The organism is Variovorax sp. Varisp85 (assembly GCF_047304045.1).
GTDB lineage: Bacteria > Pseudomonadota > Gammaproteobacteria > Burkholderiales > Burkholderiaceae_C > Variovorax.
Map to the genome: position 1 here is coordinate 1 of NZ_JBGLYN010000041.1, position 22853 is coordinate 22853.

Genomic DNA, 22853 nt, shown 5'->3' on the forward strand with positions numbered 1-22853 from the left:
GGTGGGATGGGGGCAAGCGGCATACCCAGGAAGCGCTCTGCTGCCCCCATCCCACCTTCCCCCAGAGGGGGAAGGTGCAAGACGGGATCAGGCAGCGCCGATGCCGGCAACCAAGCTGCCCGGCGCCTGCCCGTTCTTCAGCCCGGCCGTAAACGCCAGCATGCGGTCGATCGGCACACGCGCCCGCAGCCCCAGTGCCGGATCGACGTGGATCTCGCCCGCACCCGTCTCCAGCGCATTCGCCAGCTCCACCAACCCATTCATCGCCATCCACGGGCAATGCGCGCAACTCTTGCAGGTGCCGCCGTTGCCGGCGGTTGGCGCCTCGATGAAGGTCTTGCCGGGGTTCAGCGTGCGCAGTTTGTGCAGCATGCCGGTGTCCGTGGCGACGATGAATTCGCTGGCGTCCATGCGCTGCGCGGCATTCAGGATGGCCGAGGTGGAACCCACCGCATCCGCCAGCGCGATCACGTCCGACGGCGATTCCGGGTGCACCAGCACCTTCGCCTTCGGGTGCTCCTTCATGAGCAGTTCGAGCTCCAGCGCCTTGAATTCGTCATGCACGATGCAGGCGCCGTTCCAGCTGACCATGTCCGCACCGGTCTGGCGCTGGATGTAGTCGCCCAGGTGGCGGTCGGGGCCCCAGAGGATCTTCTGGCCCGCCGCGTGCAGGGCACCCACCACGTCGAGCGCGCAGCTCGACGTGACGAGCCAGTCGGCGCGCGCCTTCACGGCGGCGCTGGTGTTGGCGTAGACGACCACGGTGCGGTCGGGGTGCTGGTCGCAGAAGGCACTGAATTCGTCGACCGGGCAGCCCAGGTCGAGCGAGCAGTTCGCGTCGAGGTCGGGCATCAGCACGCGCTTTTCGGGCGACAGGATCTTCGAGGTCTCGCCCATGAAGCGCACGCCCGACACCACCAGCGTCTGCGCGGCATGGTCGCGGCCGAAGCGCGCCATCTCGAGCGAATCGCTCACGATGCCGCCGGTTTCCTCGGCCAGGTCCTGCAGGTCGGGGTGCACATAGAAGTGCGACACCATCACGGCGTTGCGCTCACGCAGCAGGCGGCGGATGCGCTCCTTCAGCGCGGTGCGTTCATCGGGCGAAGGCTCGGGGGGCACGCGGGCCCAGGCGTGGCGCGTGTCGCAGGCTGAACCTTTCAGCGCGGGCTGTTCGTAGTCGATGTCGATGACCGGAGACGACATGGGCGGATCAGCCTTCCTGGAAACGCATCGAATAGTCGATGGCTTTGACATCCTTGGTCAACGCGCCCACCGAGATCCGGTCGACACCGGTTTCGGCCAGGGCGCGCAGGCCGTCCAGCGTGACGCCGCCGGATATTTCCAGCACGGCCTTGCGGCTTTCGCCGGCTTCGTCATTGATGCGCACGGCCTCGCGCAGCGTGGGCAAATCCATGTTGTCGAGCAGCACCATGCGCGCGCCGGCGTCCAGCGCCTCGCGCAGCTGGGCCAGCGTTTCGACCTCGACTTCGACGAAGGCGGCCCGCGCAGCCACCGGCGCCACGGCGCGCAGGGCGGCCGCCACGCCGCCGGCCGCGGCGATGTGGTTTTCCTTGATGAGCACCGCGTCGTACAGGCCAATGCGGTGATTCAGGCCACCGCCGGTGCGAACAGCGTATTTCTGAGCGAGGCGCAGGCCCGGAATCGTCTTGCGGGTGTCGACGATGCGGGCACGCGTGCCTCGCACGGCGTCGGCATACAGGGCGGTCTTGGTGGCGACCGCGCTCAGCAATTGCAGGAAGTTGAGCGCGGTGCGCTCGGCCGTCAGCAGTGCACGCGCAGAGCCTTCGATCTCGAACACGGTCTGGCCGGCTGCGCAACGCTCGCCTTCGGCGCAGAGCCAGTGGATGCGCACTTGCGGGTCGAGCTGCCGCAGGGCCGCCTCGACCCAGGGCGCGCCGCACACCACGGCAGCTTCGCGCGCCAGCACGCGGGCGCGGGCGGTGCGGACGGGATCGACCAGCGACGCGGTGAGGTCGCCGTCGGCAACGTCTTCCTGCAATGCGCGGGTGGCATCGGACAGGGCCAGCGCGGCCACGGCCGGCGCTGAAAAATCGAAGCGAAGGCTCATGGCTCTTTGTCTCTGCGTTTTTTCTTCAGGAGGATTGACGAGGGGAAGCCGCAGCGCCCGGCTGGACCGATTCCGGCACCGGGTCGCGGCCCGTCAGGGCGGCCACGGCGTCCTGCGGGCTCACGCGGCCGTCGAGCAGGGCGACCACGCCCTCGGCGATCGGCATCTCGACACCAAGGCCGCGCGCGCGCTGCACCACGGTGCGGGCGCAATACACGCCTTCGGCGACGTGGCCGAGCGAATCGACGGCCTGCGCCAGCGTTCGGCCCTGGGCCAGCAGCAGGCCGACCTTGCGGTTGCGCGACAGGTCGCCGGTGGAGGTCAGCACGAGGTCGCCCAGGCCCGAAAGGCCCATGAAGGTCTCGGCGCGGGCGCCCAGCGCGAGACCGAAGCGGGTCATTTCGGCGAGGCCGCGGGTAATGAGTGCCGCCCGGGCGTTGAGCCCCAGCGCAAGGCCGTCGCACAGCCCGGTGGCGATGGCCAGCACGTTCTTGACCGCGCCGCCCACTTCCACGCCCACGATGTCTTCGTTGGCGTACACGCGCAGCGCGGGTCCGTGGAAGGCATCGACCAGCGTGTCGCGAACCGCGGCATGCGGGCTGGCGGCCACCAGCGCGGTCGGCCGGCCTTCGGCGACCTCCTGCGCAAAGCTGGGGCCGCTGAGCACGCCCGCTCTCAAATCAGGAGCAACCTGCGCCCATATTTCGTGGGCCAGCAGGCCAAAGGATTCGGGAGAACTGTCGAGTGCGGGCTCGACGCCCTTGCACAGCCACGCCACCGCCGCGGTGGTGCCGCGCAGTGCGACGAGCTGCTCGCGCAGGGCGGCCATGGGCGTGGCCACGATGACGAGGTCGGCGCCGGCCTGCGCCTGGGCGATGTCGCCGGCGCGCACGGCGAGCGAGGCCGGCAAAGCCAGCCCGGGCAGGTAGCGGGTGTTTTCGCGCGCGGCCGACATGGCGTCGGCCTGAGCGGCATCGCGCGCCCAGAGCGTGACCTCGTGGCGAGCCGCCGCGTTGACGGCGACTGCCGTGCCCCAGGCACCGGCGCCATGAACGCAGATCTTCATCGGCGTTGGCGGCGTCTGTGCCGGTTTACTGCGCGAGGGTCGGCGCGGCTTGGCCGGCGGCCTGCGCCTGCTGCTGTTCGTACATCGCCTGGAAGTTGATCTCGGCGAGGTGCACGGGCGGGAAGCCGCCGCGCTGGATCACGTCGGCGACGTTGCCGCGCAGGTACGGGTAGACGATCTGCGGGCATGCGATGCCCAGGATCGCGCCCATCTGGTCTTCCGGCAGGTTGCGGATCTCGAAGATGCCGGCCTGCTTGGCCTCGACCAGGAACACGGTCTTGTCGCCGATCTTGGTCTGCACGGTGGCCGAAACGGTGATCTCGAAGATGCCGTCGGTCACCGGCTGGGCGTCCACGCCGAGCTGGATATCGACCGTGGGCTGTTCCTGTTCCAGCAGGATCGCGGGCGAATTGGGTTGCTCAAGCGACAGGTCCTTGAGGTAGACGCGCTGGATCTGGAACACGGGATCTTGGGCTTGCTGGTCGGCCATGGCTGAACTTTCGAGGATCAAAACAATGCCCGCCGGGGAAAGGTTCCCGCAGCGGGCTGCAGATGAATGGACTCAAGATTATCGCCCCACGACGAGGCTCATCCGTGAAACACCGCGGAACCGGCTTTGCCGGGCCGCTGGTGTTGCCCCCGGTAGGGGGTTGGAGAAGCGACACGAAGTGCGCGAAGCCTGGGGGAGAGCCTATTTACGCACCCTGCAGCAGGGGCACGAGGCCGCCGCGGCCGTCGAGAGCCATCAGGTCGTCGCAGCCGCCCACGTGCGTCTCGCCGATGAAGATCTGCGGCACCGTGCGGCGCTGGGTGATCTCCATCATGGTGTTGCGGGCCTGCGGGTCGGTGTCGATGCGGATCTCCTCGATCTGCTCGACCCCCTTGGACTTCAGGATCTGCTTCGCACGAATGCAGTAAGGGCAGACGGCGGTGGTGTACATCTTGACGGCTTGCATGCTCTCTACCTTGGGAAGACTCAGGCTTTTTCAACCGGCAGGTTAGCGTCTTTCCAGGCTTTGAGTCCGCCGGCCACGGCTTGGGCCTGCTCGTAGCCCAGCTTCCTGGCCATGGCCACGGCACGCTGGGCGCGGGTGCCGGTGGCGCATACCAGCAGCAGCGGCACGGTCTTGTTCTTGACCGCGCCCGTCAGCTTTTCCTCGAGCTGGTTCAGGGGCACGTTCTTGGCGCCGATCATGTGGCCGGTGGCGAATTCTTCCGGCTCGCGCACGTCGACCAGCACCGCGCGCTCGCGGTTGATGAGCTGCACGGCGCCCTGGGCCGTGAGCGTTCCGCCGCCCGCACCCCGTACCAGCGGCCAGGCCAGCATGGCGCCGGAGCTGAGCGCGATCAGGATCAGCATCCAGTTCGCGGTGACGAATTCGATCAATTTCACGGGGGTTCCTTGAATGGCAAACCGGGGATTTTAGAATGCGAGGTTTCGCAAGCGCAGCCAAAGGCCTCCCACATGCACAAACTGGTATTGATCCGTCACGGCGAATCGACCTGGAATCTCGAAAACCGCTTCACCGGATGGACCGACGTCGACCTCACGGAAACCGGCGTCGAGCAGGCCAAGCAGGCCGGCCGGCTGCTCAAGGCAGAAGGTTACGACTTCGACGTCGCCTACACCAGCGTCCTGAAGCGCGCCACCCGCACCCTGTGGCACACGCTCGACGAGCTCGACCGCACATGGCTGCCGGTGGTCCATTCCTGGCGCCTGAACGAGCGCCACTATGGCGGCCTGCAGGGCCTGAACAAGGCCGAAACCGCCAAGAAGTACGGCGACGAGCAGGTGCTGGTCTGGCGCCGCAGCTACAACACCCCGCCCCCGCCGCTGGAAGCCGACGACCCGCGCAGCGAGCGCAGCGACGTGCGCTATGCCAAGCTGTCGCCCGAGCAGATCCCGCTGACCGAGTGCCTGAAGGACACGGTGGCGCGCGTGCTGCCGTTCTGGAACGAATCGATGGCGCCAGCCATCCGCACGGGGCGCCGCCTGGTCGTCGCGGCCCACGGCAACTCGATCCGGGCGCTGGTGAAATACCTCGACGGCATCTCCGACGACGCCATCGTCGGCCTGAACATCCCGAACGGCATCCCGCTGGTCTACGAGCTCGACGACGACCTCAAGCCCATGCGCCACTACTACCTGGGCGATGCCGCGGCCGCCGAAAAGGCCGCCGCCGCGGTGGCCTCGCAAGGTAAAGGCTGAAGAAACCCTTTTCTGCCGGGCCCTACGTGGAACCCCGGCAGGCAATTTGCTTCCAAGCTGTGTATATTGGTTTGACAGCCGCCGACAAGGACAACCACTCATGATGGGCCAGAAACTGAAGATCACCGGCTGGGTCGCCGCCGGCGCCGTTGCCGGCGTCCTGACCACCGTCTCGTTGCAGACCGTCGCACGCGGATCGCTTGCGCCGCTACCGCTCGAGGAATTGCAGCAGCTCGCTGCCGTCTTCGGCATGGTCAAGAGCGACTACGTCGAGCCGGTCGACGAGAAAAAGCTCATCTCCGACGCCATTTCGGGCATGGTCGCGGGCCTCGACCCGCATTCCCAGTACTTCGACAAGAAGTCCTTCAAGGAATTCCGCGAGGGCACCACCGGCCGCTTCGTCGGCGTGGGCATCGAGATTTCGCAGGAAGACGGCCTGATCAAGGTCGTCTCGCCCATCGAAGGCTCCCCGGCCTTCCGCGCCGGACTGAAGCCCAACGACCTGATCACCAAGATCGACGACACCGCCGTGCGCGGCCTGTCGCTGAACGAGGCGGTCAAGCGCATGCGCGGCGAAGCCAACACCAAGGTGCTGCTGACCATCTTCCGCAAGGACGAGAGCCGCACCTTCCCGGTCACGATCACGCGCGAGGAAATCCGCACGCAATCGGTCCGCGGCAAGATCATGGAGCCCGGCTACGGCTGGATCCGCCTGTCGCAGTTCCAGGAACGCACCGTCGACGACTTCGTGAAGAAGATCGACGAGATGTACAAGGAAGATCCGAACCTCAAGGGCCTGGTGCTCGACCTGCGCAACGACCCGGGCGGCTTGCTCGACGCGGCGGTGGCGGTGTCGTCGGCCTTCCTGCCCGAGAACGTCACGGTGGTCACCACCGACGGCCAGCTGGCCGAAAGCAAGTCCGTCTACAAGGCTGCGCCGGAGTTCTACCAGCGCCGCTCCGGAAGCGACCCGCTGCGCAGCCTGCCGGCCGCGCTGAAGAACGTGCCGCTGGTGGTACTGGTGAACGAAGGCTCGGCCTCGGCCAGCGAAATCGTGGCCGGCGCGCTGCAGGACCACAAGCGCGCAACCGTCATGGGCAGCCAGACCTTCGGCAAGGGCTCGGTTCAGACGGTGCGCCCGCTCGGCCCCGATACCGGCCTGAAGATCACCACGGCGCGCTACTACACGCCCAGCGGCACCTCGATCCAGGCCAAGGGCATCGTGCCCAACGTGCTGATCGACGAAAGCGCCGAAGGCAGCCCGTTTGCCGCCCTGCGCATGCGCGAAGCCGACCTCGAGAAGCACCTGGCCAGCGGCCAGGGCCCCGAAGTCAAGGACCCGGAACGCGAAAAGGCCCGCGACGAAGCCCGCAAGCGCCTCGAGGAAGAAGCCAAGAAGCCGCCGCAGGACCGCAAGGTGCCCGAATTCGGCACCGACAAGGACTTCCCGCTGGTGCAGGCGCTCAACCGCCTGAAGGGCCAGCCGGTGCTCGTGAGCAAGACACAGGTCATCATCGACAACAAGGAAGAAAAGAAAGAAAACTGAGCCGGGCGGCGCATGGAAGATAGCGATCTGCTGCGCTACTCGCGCCACATCCTTCTGGAGGAGTTCGGCATCGACGGGCAAACGCGCGTCAGGGCCGGGCGAGTTCTTGTCATAGGTGCCGGCGGGCTGGGCTCGCCGGTTGCCCTGTACCTTGCGGCAGCAGGCGTCGGCCACATCGCGCTGGTCGACGACGACGAAGTCGATCTCACCAATCTCCAGCGCCAGATTGCCCACACGCACGCGCGGGTGGGCCTCGCCAAGGTCGAATCGGCCGCGCGGGCCATGCGCGACATCAACCCCGACATCGCCATCGAAACCCACGCCCTGCGCGCCGACGAGGCGCTGCTGTCGCGCCTGGTGGCCGAGGCTGACGTGGTCGTGGACTGCTGCGACAACTTTGCCACGCGGCATGCCGTCAACCGCGCCTGCGTGGCCCATGGCAGGCCGCTGGTGGCCGGTGCGGCGATCCGCTTCGACGGGCAGTTGAGCGTCTACGACACCCGTGACGCCGCCTCGCCCTGCTACGCCTGCCTGTTCCCGCCCGATGCGGCCTTCGAGGAAACGCGCTGCGCCGTCCTGGGTGTGTTCGGTCCCGTGGTTGGGACCATCGGCACGCTGCAGGCCAGCGAAGCGCTAAAGCTGCTGGCCGGCATCGGGCCGTCGCTGGCGGGCAGGCTGCTGATGTTCGACGGACGCAGCACATCTTTCGACACGCTGCGCGTGGCGCGCGACCCGCACTGCAGCGTCTGCGCGCAGCGCCCCGCCCTGCCCGTCCACGGCGTCGTTTAAGGCTGCTTTGCGCCCTTCGCGCGGGCTGCCCCCTTGGCGGGCGCCCCAGCCGCGGGGGTGTTTGCCTGAGCCAGCACACTCTTGCAATCGGAATCCGCACCCGGCCCGGTTTCGACGGTCGCGGCCAGTGCCAGCAGCGGATTGACGGCGCCCAGCGCCAGTGCGGCCAGGCCGCGTCCCGCCAGCGGCCCCGCCTGCAGGCCGCCCTTCGGCGCTCCAAAGGTGCCATTCAATACCAGCGGCGTGCGGATCGACAGGATGTTCTTGCTCTTGGGCTCCGGGTGGATCACGAAGTCGAGCCCCTCGGTTGCCAGGTTGGCCTGGCCGGTGGCGATGAACACGGCGTTGGTCGTGTCCACCATCATCGTGCGCCCCGTCATCAGCCCCTTGTTTACGTCGAAGGCCAACGCCGCGCAGCGCAGCTCGACGTTGCGGTCGCCGCGCAGCACGAACTTGATGATGTCGCCGCCCACCAGCGTCGCGAACACCGGCAGCAGGTTGCCGAACTGGCCACGCCCCGACATGACCGCCACGTCGCCCGACACGCCCCCGAGCCAGTTGGCCACGGTAGTGCCGGAGCCCGACAGGTTGATGCGCCCGTCCAGCCGCCCCACACTGTTGCCCGTCGTTTCGAGCTTGGGAAAGAGGCGGGCCAGCTGCATCGCCCGTACGTCGAGCGAGGCGCGGATATCCGCCGGGTTCTTCGAGGCATCGATGCGGATCGCGCCGGCGAACCTGCCGCCAGCCATGCCGAGGTCGAGCGGATCTAGCGTGAGCACGCCGTTGGCCAGCTTGACCTGAACGCTGCCGCGCTCGAGTGGAATGTCGCGCACGTTGCGGATGCGGTCGGCCGTGTACTTCACGTCGGCGTTCATTGCGCGCACGCGCTCGAAGTCAAGCGGGGTCGCGGGGAGCACCTTGCCGCCCGGGCGCCTGACCTGCGTGATGGTCGGGGGCGGGGCTACGCCTTCTACGGCGTTGGCAGTGCGTGCCGTGGGCTGCAGGCCGATCAACGGGCCGAGGTCGTCCATGTCCATCACGCGCGAACGCAGGTCGCCCGCCAGGTACGGCAACTGGCCGGCCTGGTCGAAGCGCATGTCGCCGGCGATGTCGGACAGTCCCAGCCTGCCGTTGAGGCCGGTGGCCTGCCACAGCTTGCCGCGCTTGCCCAGCTTGCCGCTCAGGACATAGGGCGAAGTCTGTGGCAGCGCGATGCCGAGCAGCGGGTATAGCGCGCCCAGCGTCTGGCCCTTGATCTCGAATTTGGCATCGATGCCGTCGAGCCCCGACAGCTCGGCCACGGTGCCGGCGGCCTTCAGCTGGGTCTGGCCGGCAGCCGCATTGATTTCCATCGGGAACGGCGGCGCACCCGCGGCATTGATCTGCAGCACGTTGCCGGTGCGGCCACTGGCGGTCAGCGGTTGGCCCTTGTAGCGGCCCTTGATGCGGTAGTTGAGCGGCATTTCGCCGCGGCTGCTGTCGTAGCTCAGGTCGGCGCGCAGGTCGACGCCGAGGTGCTTGGCAAGGAAGCCGACCACGCCGGTATCGACCTGGATGAGGCCGATGTCGGGCACCGTGCCGGGATCGGAGGTGTCCTTGCCGAGCGCCCAGGTTCGGCGCCCGTCGGCCTCCATCTGCAACCCGAGCGTCGGCGAGAAAAGCAACAACCGGGGAATGACGACCTTGCTCGTGATCAGCGGCCAGACGCGGATGTCGAACTCGGCGCGGTCCGCCTTGACCAAGTACGGGTCGCGCGCCCAAGAGGGATTGGCAAACTCGATGCCGTCCAGCTTGACCGTTGCCTGCCCCCAGCCAAGGCCCACGTCGAGCCGCCGCGTGATCTCGAACTTGCGCCCCGTTTGCTCGCTGACATAGCGGTTGACCGGTCCGCGCAGCGTGTCCCAGGGGAAGAAGGCGAGCACGATGACCAGCGCCGCGAACAGCAGCACGACGAATGCGAGCAGCTTCTGCCAGAGGGGCCGGTTGCGAAGGATCATCGTTGCCATGGGTCATTGTCACTCCGGGCATTGCGTCGTCCGGGTCGGCGGCGGGCCGCAAAAACCGTGAGGCGCCGCCTACGAAGGTGCGCTGCAGACTGGGCCGGGTATACGCGTCGGAACCCGCCTACAACAGCCGCACGTTGAAGCTTGCATGATGGGGTGACAGAAGCGTCTCACACTCGATATGCAGGCGGTCATGGAGCTAGGCGCCGCGAATGCGCCTGCCAACCTCAGAGGAAGCGCGGTTCGGCATGGATTCCAGATTGCAGACCTACGTCGTCGAAGACAACCTCACGATCCGTGAAAACCTCATTGGTACGCTGGAAGAACTGACCTGCGCCACGGTGGTTGGCTTCGCCGAAACCGAGAGCGGCGCGCGCGCGTGGCTGCTCGGCCACAATGGCGAGTGGGACCTCGTCATCGTCGATCTCTTTCTCAAGCAAGGCAGCGGCCTGGGGGTGCTCCAGGCCTGCCAGTCGCGCAAGCCCGTGCAGAAGGTGGTGGTTCTCAGCAACTATGCGACGCCCGACATCAGGCGGCGTTGCGCCGAGTTCGGGGTCGATGCGGTGTTCGACAAGTCGAACGAAATCGACGCGCTGGTCGACTTCTGCATCGGGCAGGCCAAGGCGCTGCATTCCTCGTCCGGAACAGGTTGAAGAAGGAGCCGCTGCATGGGGCCCCTTCCCGCTCGCAGGCCGATCTCAATCGATCAGCTTGTTCTTCAGTGCGTAGTACGTGAGGTCGCTGTTGGAGGAGAGGTTCATCTTCTCCATCAGGCGCGTGCGGTAGGTGCTCACGGTCTTCACCGACAGCGACAGCGTCTTGGCGATATCGCCTGCGGTCTCGCCCTTGGCGAGCTTCAGGAACACCTGGAACTCGCGCTCCGAGAGCTGCTCGTGCGGCGCGGCGTCGTCCTTGCGGTCGAGCTGGCGGGCCAGCAGTTCGGCCACGGCGGGCGTGATGTAGCGCCGGCCCAGCGAAATGGTGCGGATGGCGTTGACGATCTCGATGGGATCGCATTCCTTGTTCAGGTAACCGCTCGCGCCCTGCCGGATCAGGTTCATCGCGTAGTGCTCTTCAGGATAGCCGCTGAGGATCAGGATGCCCACGTCCGGCGCCTTGGCGCGGATCATGGCGAGCGCGTCGATGCCGCTTTGGCCCGGCATCGAAAGGTCCATGACCAGCACGTCGAGTTCCGTGGTGCGCACCAGTTCGATGGCCTCGCGCCCGCTTGCTGCCTCACCCGCCACACGCAGGTCCACGTGCTCGGAGAAGAACTGCCGGAGGCCCGATCGCACGATGGCGTGGTCGTCCACAATTCCGATTTTGATCATCTGTTACTTTCGTCGTTGTGTTGCGGGCATGCGGGTCGCAACATACCGGTCCCTGATTGTTATCAATTATTCACGAACTTGCGCGTCAAGCGACCTTGAAAGTTTCATGCACTGGTTAGCCCCTCCACGAATGGCCGTGAGCCTGCTGCTCGCGGCGCTGGCTGCACTGGCCCTCGTCGGCATCAACGAGGCCGGCTACCGGCAGTCGAGCCGCGCCCTGGCCGACATCGACGAGGCGCAGCAGGTGCGCGGCACGCTCAACCAGATCCTGCAGAACATGCTGGATGCCGAAACCGGCCAGCGAGGGTACCTGCTGACCGGAGAGGCGAGCTACCGAAAGCCCTACGACGACGCGGTCAAGCAGGTCGACGGCCATCTCGCCACGCTGCGCCGGCTGTACGCCGCCAGGCCGGCCGAACTCACCCAGCTGGCCGAACTGTCGAAGCACGTGCTGCGCAAGGTGGCCGAGATGGACATGAGCGTGCGGCTGCGCCAGGACGGCAAGGACGACGCCTGGAAATTCGTCATCACGACCGATGTCGGCCGCGAGGAGATGGAGGCCATCCGCACGACAGCGAGCGAACTGGTGAAGACCAGCAACAACACCCTGCAGCGAAGCCAGCAGCAGGTGCTGCGCTCGCTGCAGCTGGCGCGCATCGGCACCGCCATCGTGGCGCTGGCGGCGCTGATCGCCTTTTTCCTTTACCTGCGCCAGACGCATGCGCTGCGCTCCATCGGCGAGCGCCAGCAGGAGGCCCTGCAGCGCGAGCGCAATGCGCTGGAGGACGAAGTGCTCGAACGCACTGCCTCGCTGGCCGAACTGGCAACCCATCTGCAGGATGTGCGCGAAACCGAGCGCGGCTACCTCGCGCGCGAGCTGCACGACGAACTGGGCTCGCTGCTCACCGCCGCCAAGCTGGACGTGGCGCGGCTGAAGTCGCGGCTGACGGACGCACCCGACGCCACCCAGCGGCTGCAGCATCTGACCGAGCTGCTCAACAGCGGCATCGCGCTCAAGCGCCGCATCATCGAAGACCTGCGGCCGTCGTCGCTCTCAAACCTGGGGCTGGTCGCATCGCTGGAGATCCTGGGGCGCGAGTTCGGGGAGCGCTCGGGCCTGCAGATCGAGATGGCGCTGGAGCCGGTGACCATGGATGAATCGCGCCAGCTCACCATCTACCGCATGGTGCAGGAGAGCCTCACCAACATCGGCAAGTACGCCGAGGCCAGCGAAGCCACCATCGTGCTGAAGAACTATGAAAACCACGTGATCGTGGAAGTGGCGGACAACGGCAAGGGCTTCGACACGCAGCGCATGCGGCCATCGACGCACGGCCTCGCGGGCATGCGGCATCGGGTGGAGGCGGCGCGCGGCAAGCTCACGGTGTCGTCGACGCCGGGCAGGGGCACGCGCCTGAGCGCCATGCTGCCCATCGTCAAACCCGTTTGAGACGCCGGACAGCGGTACTCCTTCACACATCAGCGCAGGGCGACTCGGCCATCTCCTACGCACCCCGCCCCCGGCCGCTGACAGGTCTGCGGCAGTGCCCCACTTAAGGTTGCACCTGTGCCATCCGGTACTTCCTCTGCGGGAGTCCGGCATGCGCCGCTTACAACACAACGAGGGCAGCCTCGAAGGAGTTCCGCATGTTGCATTACGCCGTGGTGTTTCTGGTCATCGCGTTGATCGCGGCCCTGTTCGGGTTCGGTGGCATCGCCGCCAGCGCGGTCGGCATTGCCAAGATCCTTTTCGTGATCTTCGCGATCCTCGCGATTGCGAGCTTCCTTGCCGGCTTGCTACGACGCAAGTAGCGTCGTTACGATCAACAGGCTTGCGCATCTCATTTTTCCGGAAAGGACTTTCACATGAACACGACGACCAAGACTCCCTCGCAACTCGCCGACGACGCCCGCCAGACCGCGCGCGAAGCGGTCGAAACGACCCGCGCCTATGCACAGAACGCGGTGAATGCGGCGGGCGAAAAGGTCCGCGACCTGCAACGCGATGCCGAACCCGCTGTCGAGCAGTTGGCTGCCCGCGTGCAGCAGGCCGTTCAGCGCGGGCTGGACGCCGCGTCCACCACCAGCGCACGTGCGCAGCGCCGACTCGAACAGGCTGCCGACGTCACGGGCCGCTACATCTCCGACCAGCCGGTGCGCTCGGTGCTTCTGGCCGCGGCCGCCGGCGCTGCCATCACGGCGCTCATCGTGCTGGCCAGCCGCCGCAGCCGGGACGACTACTGATCCGCCGACCTTTTTCGCTCCACCCATCCCGGCACCATGCTTCATCCGATTTTCTCCACGGTGCTCGGGCATCCGGAACTGGTCGCTGAACACCTTGCCAACTACGCCGCCCTCGTGCGCCAGGAATCAGCGCAGGCGGGACGCGGGCTCGTCGCCCGCATCGTCGCAGGCGTGCTGGCTGCGGCCTGCGCCGCACTGGCCCTTGGACTGACGGGGGTCGCAGTGCTGCTGGGCGTGATGCACGGCAGCTTTCACTGGGTGCTCGTGGCCGTGCCGGGCGTGGCGCTGGTGATAGCGGCCATCTGTACGTGGTACGCGACGAAGTCCGTTCCGAGCTACGGTTTCGACGATCTGCGCTCGCAGCTGGGTGCCGACCTGCAGGCCTTGCGCGACGCCGGAGCTGCCCATGAACAGCGATGAACGCTCCTCCCTCACCCCGCAGCAGCGCCTGGCCCTCTCGCGCCGCGCGCTGGTGCGGCAGCTGAACGGCGATGCGGACGCCGCGAACGACGACGCACAACCCCGGGCGGAACGCGACCGCGAGCCCGAGGACGAACTGGAATACGCGTTCGACGACCCATCGGCCGCCGCGCCGCGCCGCAAGCGGCACCCGCAAAACCCGCGGCGGGGACGAAACAACGTATGGCTCTCGATGGGCCGCGGCGTGGTGGAACGCTGGTGGCGCCGGCATCCGGCACATGCAGTCGGCCAACTGGCCCGCCCGCTGCTCGAACACTATGCGCGCAAGGAGCCGGCCAAGCTGATGGCCGCGGCCGCGGCCACAGGCGCGGTGCTGGTGCTCGTGAAGCCGTGGCGCCTGCTGTCGGCCACGGCCGTGCTTGCAGCGGTACTGAAGACATCCGACGTGGCCGACCTCGTCAACACCTTGATGCGCAAGACCACAAGCCTCCCACGAAAGGACCCTCCATGAAAGTCGATGTTTCCTCATCCTCCAAGGCGGCTCAGCACAAGAACCTGGTGCTGGACCAGGGCGGCCTGGACGCCGCGCGCAACAGCCTCGACGAAGGCGCCGTCACGCCCAGCTATGGCCCCTGGCGCGACGACGTCGTCAAGCTCCTGAACGACGCACTCGCCACCGAACTGGTCTGCGTGCTGCGCTACAAACGCCATTACTTCACCGCCAACGGCGTGGACTCGCCCGCCATTGCCGACGAGTTCCTCGTGCATGCCAACGCCGAGTCGGCACACGCCGACCGCATCGCCGAGCGCATCGTGCAGTTGGGCGGCGAGCCCGACTTCGCACCCAGCCACCTGCTGGACCGTAGCCATGCGGCCTACGACGAGTCGACCGACCTGCAATCGATGGTGCGCGCCAACCTCGTCGCCGAACGCATCGCGGTGGAGGCGTATCGCCAGATGATCACCCTGATCGGCGACAAGGACCCGACCACGCGCCGCATGCTCGAGGACATCCTCTCGGAGGAAGAAGAGCATGCCGACGAATTGAAGGACTGGCTCGGCCATTGACCATCGAGCCGAGGGCCCGGAGGGCCCTCGCCAAAAAAAGCCCGGCAGAGACCGGGCTTCTTCATTTTTTGCGCCTGGCGCAGGGTGGCGATCAGCCCTTCACTTCGAGCTGGTTGTTCACCGATGTCACACCCTGCACGCCCTTGGCGATCTCCTCGGCGCGCGCCTTGGCGGCGGCGGTGGGCGCGGGTCCCTTCAGGCTCACGGCGCCGCCCTTCGTGTCGACGTCGATCTTGATCGCGCTGAGGTCCGGGTCCTTGGCGAGGCCTGCGGATACGGAGGCCGTGATGGCGGCATCGTCCATCGTCGCGCTCATCGCGGCGCCGGCGTCCTTGGCAGCTTCCTTGGCACGGGCCATGCCTTCCTTCACCTCGGCCGTGGTGCTGGACGACTCGACCTTGGCCTTGGCATCCCTGACGGCCTCGCCGGTCTTGGCCGCCGCGGTATCGGCCGCCTTCTCGGTCTTGGCTACTGCACTGTCGAGCTTCTCGCCCGCCGTGCGGTTGTCGGACTTGTCGCAGCCGGCCAGCGTCAGCGCAACGCCGGCCACGAGCACGGCGAGCCACGCGCGCGAATGCGGCATGGTGATGGGGGTAATGTGTTCGTTCATATGGAAATCCTCCTGTCCGTCGCTCGATCGCGCACGGGAAATGGGCGTCACAGCTTGTTGGCGCCCGACTTGATAGCGTCCTTGGCCCGCTCCTTGACGTCGCCGTAGGTCTTCTGAACCTTGCCGGCGGCCTGTTCGGCAATGCCCTTGCCTTCGAGCTTTTCGCTGCCGACGGCCTTGCCGGCCACTTCCTTCAGCTTGCCCTTGGCTTCTTCCATGCGGCCTGCCAATTGGTCCTTGTTCATGTCGTTGTCCTTCCTGATCGGGTGATGAAATGCGCGGTCCGCAACGGCCCGCCGATTTCAATCTAGGCTTTCGCCGACGGCCGCGAACGCCGACGGAAGCCCGAAGCGGTGTAGGACAACGAGGCTCAGGCGGTGACGATCCATCCTTCAAGCGGATCGAAATTTCGCGGCAGGCCATGGCCGGGCCCGGGGCTTTGCGCGCGCTGCAGGGCCCAGGCCGCCTGCACGAGGCACAGCACCGCGTCGATGTCGTCGCCGCGGGCATCGGCCAGCAGTTCGGCGCGCTGCGGCGCGGTGACGCCAAGCCGCAGGCCAAGGCGCGTGGTGCCCGCTTCGAGCGCGACGAGCAGGTCGGTGCGTGCGGCGAGCCGTTCGGGCGTCTGCTTCGGCAGCTCGTCGCTCTTGTAGCTGCGGCGCCCGATCAACTCCCGCGCCAGCAGGCCGGGATAGGCCTCCAGCGCAATGCGGTCCGCGCCAGGGCCGGCGTGCAGGCCGGGAATGCGTGCACCGGCGGCCAGCAGGCGCGGCACACCTGCGTGGAGCATGTAGGCCACCGGCGGATTGACCCACTTCATCGACGGGCTGGAACCTGCGGGCCCATCGGTCGCACGGTGCGCGAACTTGCCGCCGAGGGGTCGCGCCGCACAGAATGCGGCGAAGGTCTCGCGGATTTCGGCGCGGCTCAGGCTGGCGTAGTGGGCCATCAATGGCGCCCATTGCACCGGCCATCCCAGATGCTCGACGAGTTCGCGCGGCAGGCTGAATGGAAAATCGAAACCGCCGGTCCAGGCGGGCGTGGCGCACAGCCATTCGCCCCATGCTTCGAGCGTCGAGAAGCGTTGCAGGCCAGTCAGCACGACGCGATTGCCATCGGCGAGTTCACCGCCGGCCACCACGATCGGCTTGCGTGCCGTCGGCGCGCTGGAAAAATCGCAGCCGAACAGCACCATGGCCTCAGCCCATCGCGAGCGCGACGACGCCGGCGGCGATGAACAGCGCGCCCAGCAGCCGCAAGAGCCGGTCGCCTTCGCGCAGCAGGTGGCCGCCGACCAGCGCGGCGAACAGCATCGACACCTCGCGCGCCGGCGCGACGTGCGAGATCGGCGCCTGCTGCACCGCGTAGAGCACGAGCACATACGACACGGGGCTGATTGCCGCCACCAGCAGCGCGTACTTCCATTGCGCGCGCCACATGCGCGCTGTGGTCGCGCGGTCCTGCAGTGCGGCGGGCAGCAGCAGCACGAGCCGCACGAAGTTGCTCATGTAGTCGAGCAGGATCGGCGACATCGCCAGGAACTTGACCGCATAGCTGTCGGCCACCGTGTAGGCCGCGATGAAGGCGCCGGTCAGCACGCCGTAGCGGATGCCTTTGTGCACACGCTCGCGCTGCGCCGGGTCATGCTTGCCGTGCCACAGGCGCGGGCCACCCGCCACGAGGAACACGCCCAGCGCCACGCCGAAGATGCCGGCCACGCCGACAAGGCTGATCGTCTCGCCGAGGAACAGGATCGCGACCAGCGACGACAGCAGCGGGCCCGAGCCGCGCGCCAGCGGATAGACCACCGTAAGGTCGGACTTGCGGTAGCCCCGCAGCAGGATCACATAGTAGAAGACGTGCAGCACGCCGCTCAACGCGACGAAGCCCCATTCGCGCAAGCCCCAGGCCGGCACCACGCGCCAGCCGAGCACGATGCCCACCGGCGCCCACACGACGGCCATGAATACGCCGCTCTGGAAGGCGAAGCGCGCATCGCCGTTCGCCTTCTTGGCGGCGATGTTCCAGCTGGCATGAATGACCCCGGCGAGCAGGATCAGGGCGAATGCGGAGAGCGGCACCTCGATCTATGCGAGGCAGAGCGCGGGGGCCACGTTCTAGTGTCGGCCGACGATGGCCGCGGTGGCCATCAGTTCCTCGAGCAGCGCCAGCGAAACCTTGCCCGAGACCGCATACGGGTTGAGCTCGGGTTTCTCGGAATACTTCAGCAGCGTCGAGGCATTGAGCTTCGACAGGTTGACCTGCCCCATCGTCCAGCCGCCGAAGCGGCGTTCGGAAATCTCCTCGTAGTGCAGCAGCACCACGTCCTTGTGGCGCCCGTCGCGCTGGATGTGGCCGTACAGCTCGCTGATGGCCATGCGGCCACCTTCGATGGCCTGCAGGAAGGTGCCTGCGCCATAGCAGAGGATGCCGGTGATGCCGCAGGTCGTGTTGTGCGAGCGCGATTGCGCAAGGATCGCCTCGATGGCCTCGGGACTGGTGTCGACGGCGCGGCTGGCGTAGAGAAGTCGGACCAGCATGGCTCAGCCCTTTCGGGGAAGGAGGGAAAGGAATTCGCGGCGCAGGCTCGGATCTTTCAGGAACACGCCGCGCATCACGGAGTTGATCATCTTGCTGTCCATTTCCTTCACGCCGCGCCAGGCCATGCAGAAATGCTCGGCCTCCATGACGAGGGCAAGGCCGTCGGGCTGCGTCTTTTCCTGGATCAGGTCGGCCAGCTGCACCACGGCTTCTTCCTGGATCTGCGGACGGCCCATGACCCACTCGGCCAGGCGCGCGTACTTCGACAGGCCGATCACGTTGGTGTGCTCGTTGGGCATCACGCCGATCCACAGCTTGCCGATGATCGGGCAGAAGTGGTGCGAGCAGGCGCTGCGCACGGTGATCGGGCCGACGATCATCAGCTCGTTCAGGTGCTCGGCGTTGGGAAACTCGGTGAGCGAGGGCGGCGCCACGTAGCGGCCCTTGAACACCTCATTGAGGTACATCTTGGCGACGCGGCGCGCGGTGTTGTCGGTGTTGTGGTCGTTCTCGACGTCGATGACCAGGCTTTCGAGCACGCCCTTCATCTTGACCTCGACCTCGTCGAGCAAGGTCTCCAGCTCGCCGGGCTCGATGAACTCGGCGATGTTGTCGTTGGCGTTGAAGCGCTTGCGCGCTGCGGTGATGCGCTCGCGGATCTTCACGGAGACGGGCGTGCCCTCGTCATCGTCGTTTCGATCGGGGCGCGGGTCGACGTCGGTTTTCCTCAGCATGGCGGGGATCGTACCAGTGAATGGCTCCAGAGATTCGGGCCCGCAACGCCCGTCCCTTCTTGGAGCAATGCTATCAATTGAGGAGCGTAAAATCAGCCACCAGCGGCAGGTGGTCGGACATGCGTGCCCAGATCGGCCCGCGCGGCACCGTGCAGGCCTGCGGCTCCAGCCTGCGCCCGTAGACGAAGTCGAGTTGCGCCACCGGCAGGCGCGAGGGGTAAGTGAGCGTGCGCGCACCACGCAGGTCGCTGGTGTCGCGCAGTCCCATGGCGTTCATGGCGTAGCGCATGCGGGCACCCCAATCGTTGAAGTCTCCCGCGACCACCACGGCCTCGTCGGGCGGCACTTCGCGGTCGATGAACTCGCGCAGGCGTGCGACCTGCCGCACCCGGCTGCCCCTGATGAGCCCCAGGTGCACCACGATGGCGTGCACCCTGCGGCCCTCGACGTCGATCACCACGTGCAGCAGCCCGCGTTGCTCGAATCGGTGGTCGGAGATGTCCTGGTGGCTGGTGCGCAGCACCGGCCAGCGCGTGAGCAGCGCATTGCCGTGCTCGCCGTGGCGCGTAACGGCATTGGTCTCATAGACCGCGGTGTAGCCCTCGGGCGCGAGGAAGTCGGCCTGCGGCAGTTCGGGCCAGTGCGCGAAGCGTGTGGCGGCCTGCCGATTCATCTTGCGCACCTCCTGCAGGCAGACGATGTCGGCGTCGAGCTGCTCGATCGCGTGGCCCAGGTTGTGGATCTCGAGCCGCCGCGCGGGCCCGATGCCCTGCACACCCTTGTGGATGTTGTAGGTCGCGACCCGGAGGTTCTGCGCTGATGTTGCTGCCGGCTGGTTCATCGCGCAAATTCTGGCAGCAACAGGATGGCTTCGGCGTTCGACGGGGAAAAGCACGCGTCCGCCGCTTCGCGGTACGGCAGCCACTTCCAGCCGGTGTGTTCGCGCGGATCGAGCGTGGGCGTCAGGCGATCGGGTACGCAGAGGCCGAACAGGTGCTCGGTGTTGTGCGTCACGCCGGGCGCGTAGCGGGCGCGCCACCGTGGATAAATTTCGTAGACATTGCGCAGCTGCCAGTCGGCCAGCCGCGGGGCGAGCGCGGTGCCCTCGCCGCAGGAGATGCCGGTTTCCTCGGCCACCTCTCGCGCCGCGGTGAGTGCGAGGGGCTCGTCGGCGGCGTCCTTGCTGCCAGTGACCGACTGCCAGAAGTCGGTCTCGGCATCCGCACGCCGGATCAGCAGCACATCGAGCGCCGGCGTGTGGATCACGACCAGCACCGACTCCGGGATCTTCCAGGGCCGGGGGCTGGTCGTCATGGCCGTGTCAGGCTGCCTGGGGCGTGTTGCGCAGCTTGATGTGCAGCTCGCGCAACTGCTTCTCATCGACCGGGCTCGGCGCCTGCGTCAGCAGGTCTTGCGCGCGCTGGGTCTTGGGGAAGGCGATCACGTCGCGGATCGACTCGGCGCCGGTCATGAGCATGACCAGGCGGTCCAGGCCGATGGCGATGCCACCGTGCGGCGGCGCGCCATACTGCAGCGCGTCGAGCAGGAAGCCGAACTTGAGCTGCGCGTCCTCGGCGCTGATCTTCAACGCGCGGAACACCTTGCTCTGCACTTCCTCGCGATGGATACGCACCGAGCCACCGCCCATCTCGATGCCGTTGAGCACCATGTCGTAGGCCTTGGCGATGCACTTCTCGGGTGCGGTGTCCATGAGGTCTTCATGGCCGTCCTTCGGCGCGGTGAACGGATGGTGCACGGCGCTCCAGCGCTGGCCTTCCTCGTCGAACTCGAACATCGGGAAGTCGACCACCCACAGCGGCGCCCAGCGGTCGTCGAACAGGCCCGCCTTCTTGCCGAAGGCGCTGTGGCCGATCTTCACGCGCAGCGCGCCGATGGCGTCGTTGACGACCTTTTCCTTGTCGGCACCGAAGAACAGGATGTCGCCGTTGCGCGCGCCCGTGCGGGCGATGATCTCGGCCAGCGAACTGTCGTCGAGGTTCTTCACGATCGGGCTCTGCAGGCCTTCGCGGCCAGCAGCCGCGTCGTTGACCTTGATGTAGGCCAGGCCCTTGGCACCGTAGATCTTGACGAACTCCTGGTACGCATCGATTTCCCCGCGCGACAGGCCGCCTTCGGCACCGCCGCCAGGCACGCGCAGCGCGACCACGCGGCCGCCCTTCATGGTGGCGGCATTCGAGAACACCTTGAATTCCACGCGCTTCATCAGTTCGGTGAGCTCGGTGAACTCGAGCTTCACGCGCAGGTCGGGCTTGTCCGAACCGTACTTGAACATCGCGTCGCCGTACGTCATGGTCGGGAATACCGGCAGGTCGATGCCCGCGGCATTGCGGAACACGTTGCGGATCATGCCTTCGAACATCTCGCGGATTTCTTCTTCGGCGAGGAATGAGGTCTCGATGTCGATCTGCGTGAATTCGGGCTGGCGGTCGGCGCGCAGGTCTTCGTCGCGGAAGCACTTCACGATCTGGTAGTAGCGGTCATAGCCGGCCACCATCAAGAGCTGCTTGAACAGCTGGGGCGACTGCGGCAACGCGAAGAAGCTGCCGTCGTGCACGCGGCTGGGCACGAGGTAGTCGCGCGCGCCTTCGGGCGTGGACTTGCCGAGCATCGGCGTCTCGATGTCGATGAAGCCGTTGGCATCGAGGAACTTGCGCGTTTCCATCGTCACCTTGTAGCGCAGCATCATGTTGCGCTGCATGGCCGGACGGCGCAGGTCGAGCACGCGGTGCGTGAGGCGGGTGGTTTCCGACAGGTTGTCGTCGTCCAGCAGGAAGGGGGGCGTGACCGAGGGGTTCAGCACCTTGAGCTCATGGCACAGCACTTCGATCTTGCCGCTCTTGAGCTGGTCGTTGGTCGTGCCTTCGGGGCGTGCGCGCACGAGGCCTGTGATCTGCACGCAGAACTCGTTGCGCAGGTTCTCGGCGACGGCGAAGGTCGAGGCGCGGTCGGGGTCGCACACCACCTGCACATAGCCTTCGCGGTCGCGCACGTCGATGAAGATCACGCCGCCGTGGTCGCGGCGGCGGTTGACCCAGCCGCACAGGGTGACGGTCTGGCCCAGCAGGGCTTCGGTCACGAGACCGCAATAGTGAGTACGCATGGCCATAGGAATCCATTCCGGCGCCTTGTGGGCGCGTTCGTTTTTATGAGTTGGAAGACTTCACCGCCACCGTGGCGGGGCCGCCTGGAACGACCACCCCCATCGAGACGATGTACTTGAGCGCTTCGTCCACGCTCATCTTCAGTTCGATGCAGTCGCTGCGCTTGAGCATCACGAAGTAGCCGCCCGTCGGGTTGGGCGTGGTCGGCACGTAGACGCTGAGGAATTCCCCCTCGCCAAGGTGCTCGGCGACTTCGTTGCCGGGCGCGCCGGTCACGAAGGCGATGGTCCACACGCCCTCGCGCGGCCACTGCACTAACACCGCCGTGCGGAAGGCATTGCCGTTCTCGGAGAACAGCGTATCCGACACCTGCTTGACGCTGGAGTAGATCGAGCGCACCACCGGAATGCGGCGCACCACGGCGTCGCCCCACCCGAGCAGGCGCTTGCCGACGAAGTTGCTGGCCGTGGCGCCCACCACCAGCAGGATGGCCAGCGTGAGCAGCACGCCCAGGCCCCGCACCTTGTGGTCGCTGAGCCAGGTCTGCCACTGCGCGGGCAGCAGCCACAGCGTCTGGTCGAGCGTGCCGATGATCCAGTTCAGCACGCCGAGCGTGATGACCAGCGGCACGATGACCAGCAGGCCGGACAGCAACCATTTGCGCAGGGCGAGCATGGCGGTCGGGATCGATCAGTCGCCGCTGGCCGCGGCCGGCGCGGGGGCCGGTGCGGCGGGCGCCGGAGCGGGGCTCGGCGCGGCGACGGTTGTGGAAGAGGAAGACTCGGCGGACTTGCCGCCGTCGCTGGACGCGGGCGCCGTGGACGGCTCGGACTTCTTGCCGCCGCCCTCACGGAAATCGGTCACGTACCAGCCCGAGCCCTTGAGCTGGAAGCCGGCGGCCGTGACCTGTTTTTCGAACGCACTCGCGCCGCACGCCGGACACACCGTGAGGGGCGCGTCGGACATCTTCTGCAAAGCGTCTTTGGCAAAGCCGCAGGCACTGCACTTGTAGGCGTAGATGGGCATGGGAAATGAGGTCAAATGAGCGGCGCAGCTGCCGCTCGCAAAGCCCTCGATTATA

The 22853-nt window shown here is 66.8% G+C and carries 29 protein-coding genes; 10 read left to right on the top strand and 19 right to left on the bottom strand.

Translation table 11 applies throughout. The features are described 5' to 3' along the window. Positions 1–87 precede the first annotated feature (87 nt). The 6 genes from nadA to ACCC97_RS17135 all read right to left on the bottom strand — a co-directional run bounded on the left by nadA (position 88) and on the right by ACCC97_RS17135 (position 4548). On the bottom strand, positions 88–1203 hold the full coding sequence (nadA, locus tag ACCC97_RS17110; protein WP_413314808.1) for a quinolinate synthase NadA: 1116 nt from the start codon (positions 1201–1203) through the stop codon (positions 88–90). A 7-nt stretch (positions 1204–1210) separates the two neighbouring features. Further along, entirely contained in the window at positions 1211–2089 is an 879-nt protein-coding gene (gene nadC, locus ACCC97_RS17115) for a carboxylating nicotinate-nucleotide diphosphorylase (protein WP_007837584.1), read from the bottom strand. 25 nt (positions 2090–2114) lie between these two features. Beyond that, complete coding sequence (locus ACCC97_RS17120) at positions 2115–3155, bottom strand: NAD(P)H-dependent glycerol-3-phosphate dehydrogenase (RefSeq protein ID WP_007837582.1); 1041 nt, start codon at positions 3153–3155, stop codon at positions 2115–2117. A 25-nt stretch (positions 3156–3180) separates the two neighbouring features. After that, positions 3181–3645, bottom strand: coding sequence for a protein-export chaperone SecB (gene secB / locus ACCC97_RS17125; protein ID WP_007837580.1), 465 nt, complete (start codon positions 3643–3645; stop codon positions 3181–3183). A gap of 205 nt (positions 3646–3850) precedes the next feature. After that, positions 3851–4111: a glutaredoxin 3 gene (grxC, locus tag ACCC97_RS17130; RefSeq protein ID WP_007837180.1), complete on the bottom strand. Its 261-nt coding sequence runs from the start codon at positions 4109–4111 to the stop codon at positions 3851–3853. A gap of 20 nt (positions 4112–4131) precedes the next feature. Then, positions 4132–4548, bottom strand: coding sequence for a rhodanese-like domain-containing protein (locus ACCC97_RS17135; protein WP_007837177.1), 417 nt, complete (start codon positions 4546–4548; stop codon positions 4132–4134). A 72-nt stretch (positions 4549–4620) separates the two neighbouring features. On the opposite strand from ACCC97_RS17135, the gene gpmA reads away from it, so the two are divergent. The 3 genes from gpmA to ACCC97_RS17150 all read left to right on the top strand — a co-directional run bounded on the left by gpmA (position 4621) and on the right by ACCC97_RS17150 (position 7699). Further along, complete coding sequence (gpmA, locus tag ACCC97_RS17140; RefSeq protein ID WP_007837175.1) at positions 4621–5364, top strand: 2,3-diphosphoglycerate-dependent phosphoglycerate mutase; 744 nt, start codon at positions 4621–4623, stop codon at positions 5362–5364. A gap of 103 nt (positions 5365–5467) precedes the next feature. After that, entirely contained in the window at positions 5468–6910 is a 1443-nt protein-coding gene (locus tag ACCC97_RS17145; RefSeq protein WP_042674053.1) for a S41 family peptidase, read from the top strand. A 12-nt stretch (positions 6911–6922) separates the two neighbouring features. Then, entirely contained in the window at positions 6923–7699 is a 777-nt protein-coding gene (locus ACCC97_RS17150; protein WP_007837170.1) for a HesA/MoeB/ThiF family protein, read from the top strand. Here the strand turns inward: ACCC97_RS17150 and ACCC97_RS17155 are convergent. After that, positions 7696–9705, bottom strand: coding sequence for an AsmA family protein (locus tag ACCC97_RS17155; protein ID WP_413334025.1), 2010 nt, complete (start codon positions 9703–9705; stop codon positions 7696–7698). The two genes, ACCC97_RS17150 and ACCC97_RS17155, sit on opposite strands and share 4 nt — an antisense overlap. A gap of 245 nt (positions 9706–9950) precedes the next feature. Between ACCC97_RS17155 and ACCC97_RS17160 the strand changes: the two genes are divergently transcribed. After that, positions 9951–10355 (top strand): response regulator, encoded by a 405-nt coding sequence (locus ACCC97_RS17160; RefSeq protein ID WP_413334027.1) that lies wholly within the window; start codon positions 9951–9953, stop codon positions 10353–10355. A 45-nt stretch (positions 10356–10400) separates the two neighbouring features. On the opposite strand, the gene ACCC97_RS17165 is transcribed toward ACCC97_RS17160, so the two are convergent. Next, positions 10401–11033 (bottom strand): response regulator transcription factor, encoded by a 633-nt coding sequence (locus ACCC97_RS17165; RefSeq protein WP_007837167.1) that lies wholly within the window; start codon positions 11031–11033, stop codon positions 10401–10403. A gap of 130 nt (positions 11034–11163) precedes the next feature. On the opposite strand from ACCC97_RS17165, the gene ACCC97_RS17170 reads away from it, so the two are divergent. The 6 genes from ACCC97_RS17170 (at position 11164) to ACCC97_RS17195 (ending at position 14765) form a co-directional block, all read left to right on the top strand. Continuing rightward, a complete protein-coding gene (locus tag ACCC97_RS17170; RefSeq protein ID WP_413334059.1) occupies positions 11164–12483 on the top strand; it encodes a CHASE3 domain-containing protein in 1320 nt (439 codons plus the stop codon). A gap of 197 nt (positions 12484–12680) precedes the next feature. After that, positions 12681–12845 carry a DUF1328 domain-containing protein gene (locus ACCC97_RS17175; protein WP_007837165.1) on the top strand — a complete coding sequence of 55 codons (165 nt, stop codon included), beginning with the start codon at positions 12681–12683 and terminating at the stop codon, positions 12843–12845. A 54-nt stretch (positions 12846–12899) separates the two neighbouring features. Continuing rightward, complete coding sequence (locus ACCC97_RS17180) at positions 12900–13277, top strand: hypothetical protein (protein ID WP_007837164.1); 378 nt, start codon at positions 12900–12902, stop codon at positions 13275–13277. Between the two features lie 36 nt (positions 13278–13313). Further along, entirely contained in the window at positions 13314–13697 is a 384-nt protein-coding gene (locus tag ACCC97_RS17185; protein WP_413314802.1) for a hypothetical protein, read from the top strand. Continuing rightward, positions 13684–14208, top strand: a complete 525-nt coding sequence (locus ACCC97_RS17190; RefSeq protein ID WP_413314801.1) for a hypothetical protein — start codon at positions 13684–13686, stop codon at positions 14206–14208. Before ACCC97_RS17185 ends, ACCC97_RS17190 begins: the two co-directional genes overlap by 14 nt. Then, positions 14205–14765, top strand: a complete 561-nt coding sequence (locus ACCC97_RS17195; RefSeq protein ID WP_413334029.1) for a ferritin-like domain-containing protein — start codon at positions 14205–14207, stop codon at positions 14763–14765. The genes ACCC97_RS17190 and ACCC97_RS17195 overlap by 4 nt, the downstream gene beginning before the upstream one ends. 91 nt (positions 14766–14856) lie before the next feature. On the opposite strand, the gene ACCC97_RS17200 is transcribed toward ACCC97_RS17195, so the two are convergent. The 11 genes from ACCC97_RS17200 to ACCC97_RS17250 form a co-directional block, all read right to left on the bottom strand. Beyond that, positions 14857–15375, bottom strand: coding sequence for a BON domain-containing protein (locus tag ACCC97_RS17200; RefSeq protein ID WP_413334031.1), 519 nt, complete (start codon positions 15373–15375; stop codon positions 14857–14859). Positions 15376–15422: 47 nt separating this feature from the next. Then, on the bottom strand, positions 15423–15620 hold the full coding sequence (locus tag ACCC97_RS17205; RefSeq protein ID WP_007837149.1) for a CsbD family protein: 198 nt from the start codon (positions 15618–15620) through the stop codon (positions 15423–15425). 125 nt (positions 15621–15745) lie between these two features. After that, positions 15746–16570, bottom strand: a complete 825-nt coding sequence (locus tag ACCC97_RS17210; protein WP_413334033.1) for a DUF429 domain-containing protein — start codon at positions 16568–16570, stop codon at positions 15746–15748. Between the two features lie 4 nt (positions 16571–16574). Then, positions 16575–17456, bottom strand: a complete 882-nt coding sequence (locus ACCC97_RS17215) for a DMT family transporter (RefSeq protein ID WP_007837145.1) — start codon at positions 17454–17456, stop codon at positions 16575–16577. Positions 17457–17492: 36 nt separating this feature from the next. Continuing rightward, positions 17493–17915 (bottom strand): BLUF domain-containing protein, encoded by a 423-nt coding sequence (locus ACCC97_RS17220; RefSeq protein WP_007837143.1) that lies wholly within the window; start codon positions 17913–17915, stop codon positions 17493–17495. A gap of 3 nt (positions 17916–17918) precedes the next feature. Further along, positions 17919–18650 (bottom strand): GTP cyclohydrolase I, encoded by a 732-nt coding sequence (gene folE / locus ACCC97_RS17225; RefSeq protein WP_007837141.1) that lies wholly within the window; start codon positions 18648–18650, stop codon positions 17919–17921. A 73-nt stretch (positions 18651–18723) separates the two neighbouring features. Then, positions 18724–19491: an endonuclease/exonuclease/phosphatase family protein gene (locus ACCC97_RS17230; protein WP_413334035.1), complete on the bottom strand. Its 768-nt coding sequence runs from the start codon at positions 19489–19491 to the stop codon at positions 18724–18726. Next, positions 19488–19964: a dihydroneopterin triphosphate diphosphatase gene (nudB, locus tag ACCC97_RS17235; protein ID WP_413334037.1), complete on the bottom strand. Its 477-nt coding sequence runs from the start codon at positions 19962–19964 to the stop codon at positions 19488–19490. The genes ACCC97_RS17230 and nudB overlap by 4 nt, the downstream gene beginning before the upstream one ends. A gap of 7 nt (positions 19965–19971) precedes the next feature. Continuing rightward, positions 19972–21777, bottom strand: a complete 1806-nt coding sequence (gene aspS, locus ACCC97_RS17240) for an aspartate--tRNA ligase (protein ID WP_007837135.1) — start codon at positions 21775–21777, stop codon at positions 19972–19974. Between the two features lie 37 nt (positions 21778–21814). After that, positions 21815–22447, bottom strand: a complete 633-nt coding sequence (locus ACCC97_RS17245) for a DUF502 domain-containing protein (protein WP_007837133.1) — start codon at positions 22445–22447, stop codon at positions 21815–21817. Positions 22448–22462: 15 nt separating this feature from the next. Next, positions 22463–22798, bottom strand: coding sequence for an FmdB family zinc ribbon protein (locus ACCC97_RS17250; RefSeq protein WP_007837132.1), 336 nt, complete (start codon positions 22796–22798; stop codon positions 22463–22465). Between the last annotated feature and the right edge of the window lie 55 nt (positions 22799–22853).

Bases quoted from the DNA above. Each gene is read 5' to 3' on its own strand.
- nadA (WP_413314808.1), bottom strand. From the start codon at position 1,203: ATGTCGTCTCCGGTCATCGACATCGACTACGAACAGCCCGCGCTGAAA.
- nadC (WP_007837584.1), bottom strand. From the start codon at position 2,089: ATGAGCCTTCGCTTCGATTTTTCAGCGCCGGCCGTGGCCGCGCTGGCC.
- ACCC97_RS17120 (WP_007837582.1), bottom strand. From the start codon at position 3,155: ATGAAGATCTGCGTTCATGGCGCCGGTGCCTGGGGCACGGCAGTCGCC.
- secB (WP_007837580.1), bottom strand. From the start codon at position 3,645: ATGGCCGACCAGCAAGCCCAAGATCCCGTGTTCCAGATCCAGCGCGTC.
- grxC (WP_007837180.1), bottom strand. From the start codon at position 4,111: ATGCAAGCCGTCAAGATGTACACCACCGCCGTCTGCCCTTACTGCATT.
- gpmA (WP_007837175.1), top strand. From the start codon at position 4,621: ATGCACAAACTGGTATTGATCCGTCACGGCGAATCGACCTGGAATCTC.
- ACCC97_RS17145 (WP_042674053.1), top strand. From the start codon at position 5,468: ATGGGCCAGAAACTGAAGATCACCGGCTGGGTCGCCGCCGGCGCCGTT.
- ACCC97_RS17150 (WP_007837170.1), top strand. From the start codon at position 6,923: ATGGAAGATAGCGATCTGCTGCGCTACTCGCGCCACATCCTTCTGGAG.
- ACCC97_RS17155 (WP_413334025.1), bottom strand. From the start codon at position 9,705: ATGGCAACGATGATCCTTCGCAACCGGCCCCTCTGGCAGAAGCTGCTC.
- ACCC97_RS17160 (WP_413334027.1), top strand. From the start codon at position 9,951: ATGGATTCCAGATTGCAGACCTACGTCGTCGAAGACAACCTCACGATC.
- ACCC97_RS17165 (WP_007837167.1), bottom strand. From the start codon at position 11,033: ATGATCAAAATCGGAATTGTGGACGACCACGCCATCGTGCGATCGGGC.
- ACCC97_RS17170 (WP_413334059.1), top strand. From the start codon at position 11,164: ATGGCCGTGAGCCTGCTGCTCGCGGCGCTGGCTGCACTGGCCCTCGTC.
- ACCC97_RS17175 (WP_007837165.1), top strand. From the start codon at position 12,681: ATGTTGCATTACGCCGTGGTGTTTCTGGTCATCGCGTTGATCGCGGCC.
- ACCC97_RS17180 (WP_007837164.1), top strand. From the start codon at position 12,900: ATGAACACGACGACCAAGACTCCCTCGCAACTCGCCGACGACGCCCGC.
- ACCC97_RS17185 (WP_413314802.1), top strand. From the start codon at position 13,314: ATGCTTCATCCGATTTTCTCCACGGTGCTCGGGCATCCGGAACTGGTC.
- ACCC97_RS17190 (WP_413314801.1), top strand. From the start codon at position 13,684: ATGAACAGCGATGAACGCTCCTCCCTCACCCCGCAGCAGCGCCTGGCC.
- ACCC97_RS17195 (WP_413334029.1), top strand. From the start codon at position 14,205: ATGAAAGTCGATGTTTCCTCATCCTCCAAGGCGGCTCAGCACAAGAAC.
- ACCC97_RS17200 (WP_413334031.1), bottom strand. From the start codon at position 15,375: ATGAACGAACACATTACCCCCATCACCATGCCGCATTCGCGCGCGTGG.
- ACCC97_RS17205 (WP_007837149.1), bottom strand. From the start codon at position 15,620: ATGAACAAGGACCAATTGGCAGGCCGCATGGAAGAAGCCAAGGGCAAG.
- ACCC97_RS17210 (WP_413334033.1), bottom strand. From the start codon at position 16,570: ATGGTGCTGTTCGGCTGCGATTTTTCCAGCGCGCCGACGGCACGCAAG.
- ACCC97_RS17220 (WP_007837143.1), bottom strand. From the start codon at position 17,915: ATGCTGGTCCGACTTCTCTACGCCAGCCGCGCCGTCGACACCAGTCCC.
- folE (WP_007837141.1), bottom strand. From the start codon at position 18,650: ATGCTGAGGAAAACCGACGTCGACCCGCGCCCCGATCGAAACGACGAT.
- ACCC97_RS17230 (WP_413334035.1), bottom strand. From the start codon at position 19,491: ATGAACCAGCCGGCAGCAACATCAGCGCAGAACCTCCGGGTCGCGACC.
- nudB (WP_413334037.1), bottom strand. From the start codon at position 19,964: ATGACGACCAGCCCCCGGCCCTGGAAGATCCCGGAGTCGGTGCTGGTC.
- aspS (WP_007837135.1), bottom strand. From the start codon at position 21,777: ATGGCCATGCGTACTCACTATTGCGGTCTCGTGACCGAAGCCCTGCTG.
- ACCC97_RS17245 (WP_007837133.1), bottom strand. From the start codon at position 22,447: ATGCTCGCCCTGCGCAAATGGTTGCTGTCCGGCCTGCTGGTCATCGTG.
- ACCC97_RS17250 (WP_007837132.1), bottom strand. From the start codon at position 22,798: ATGCCCATCTACGCCTACAAGTGCAGTGCCTGCGGCTTTGCCAAAGAC.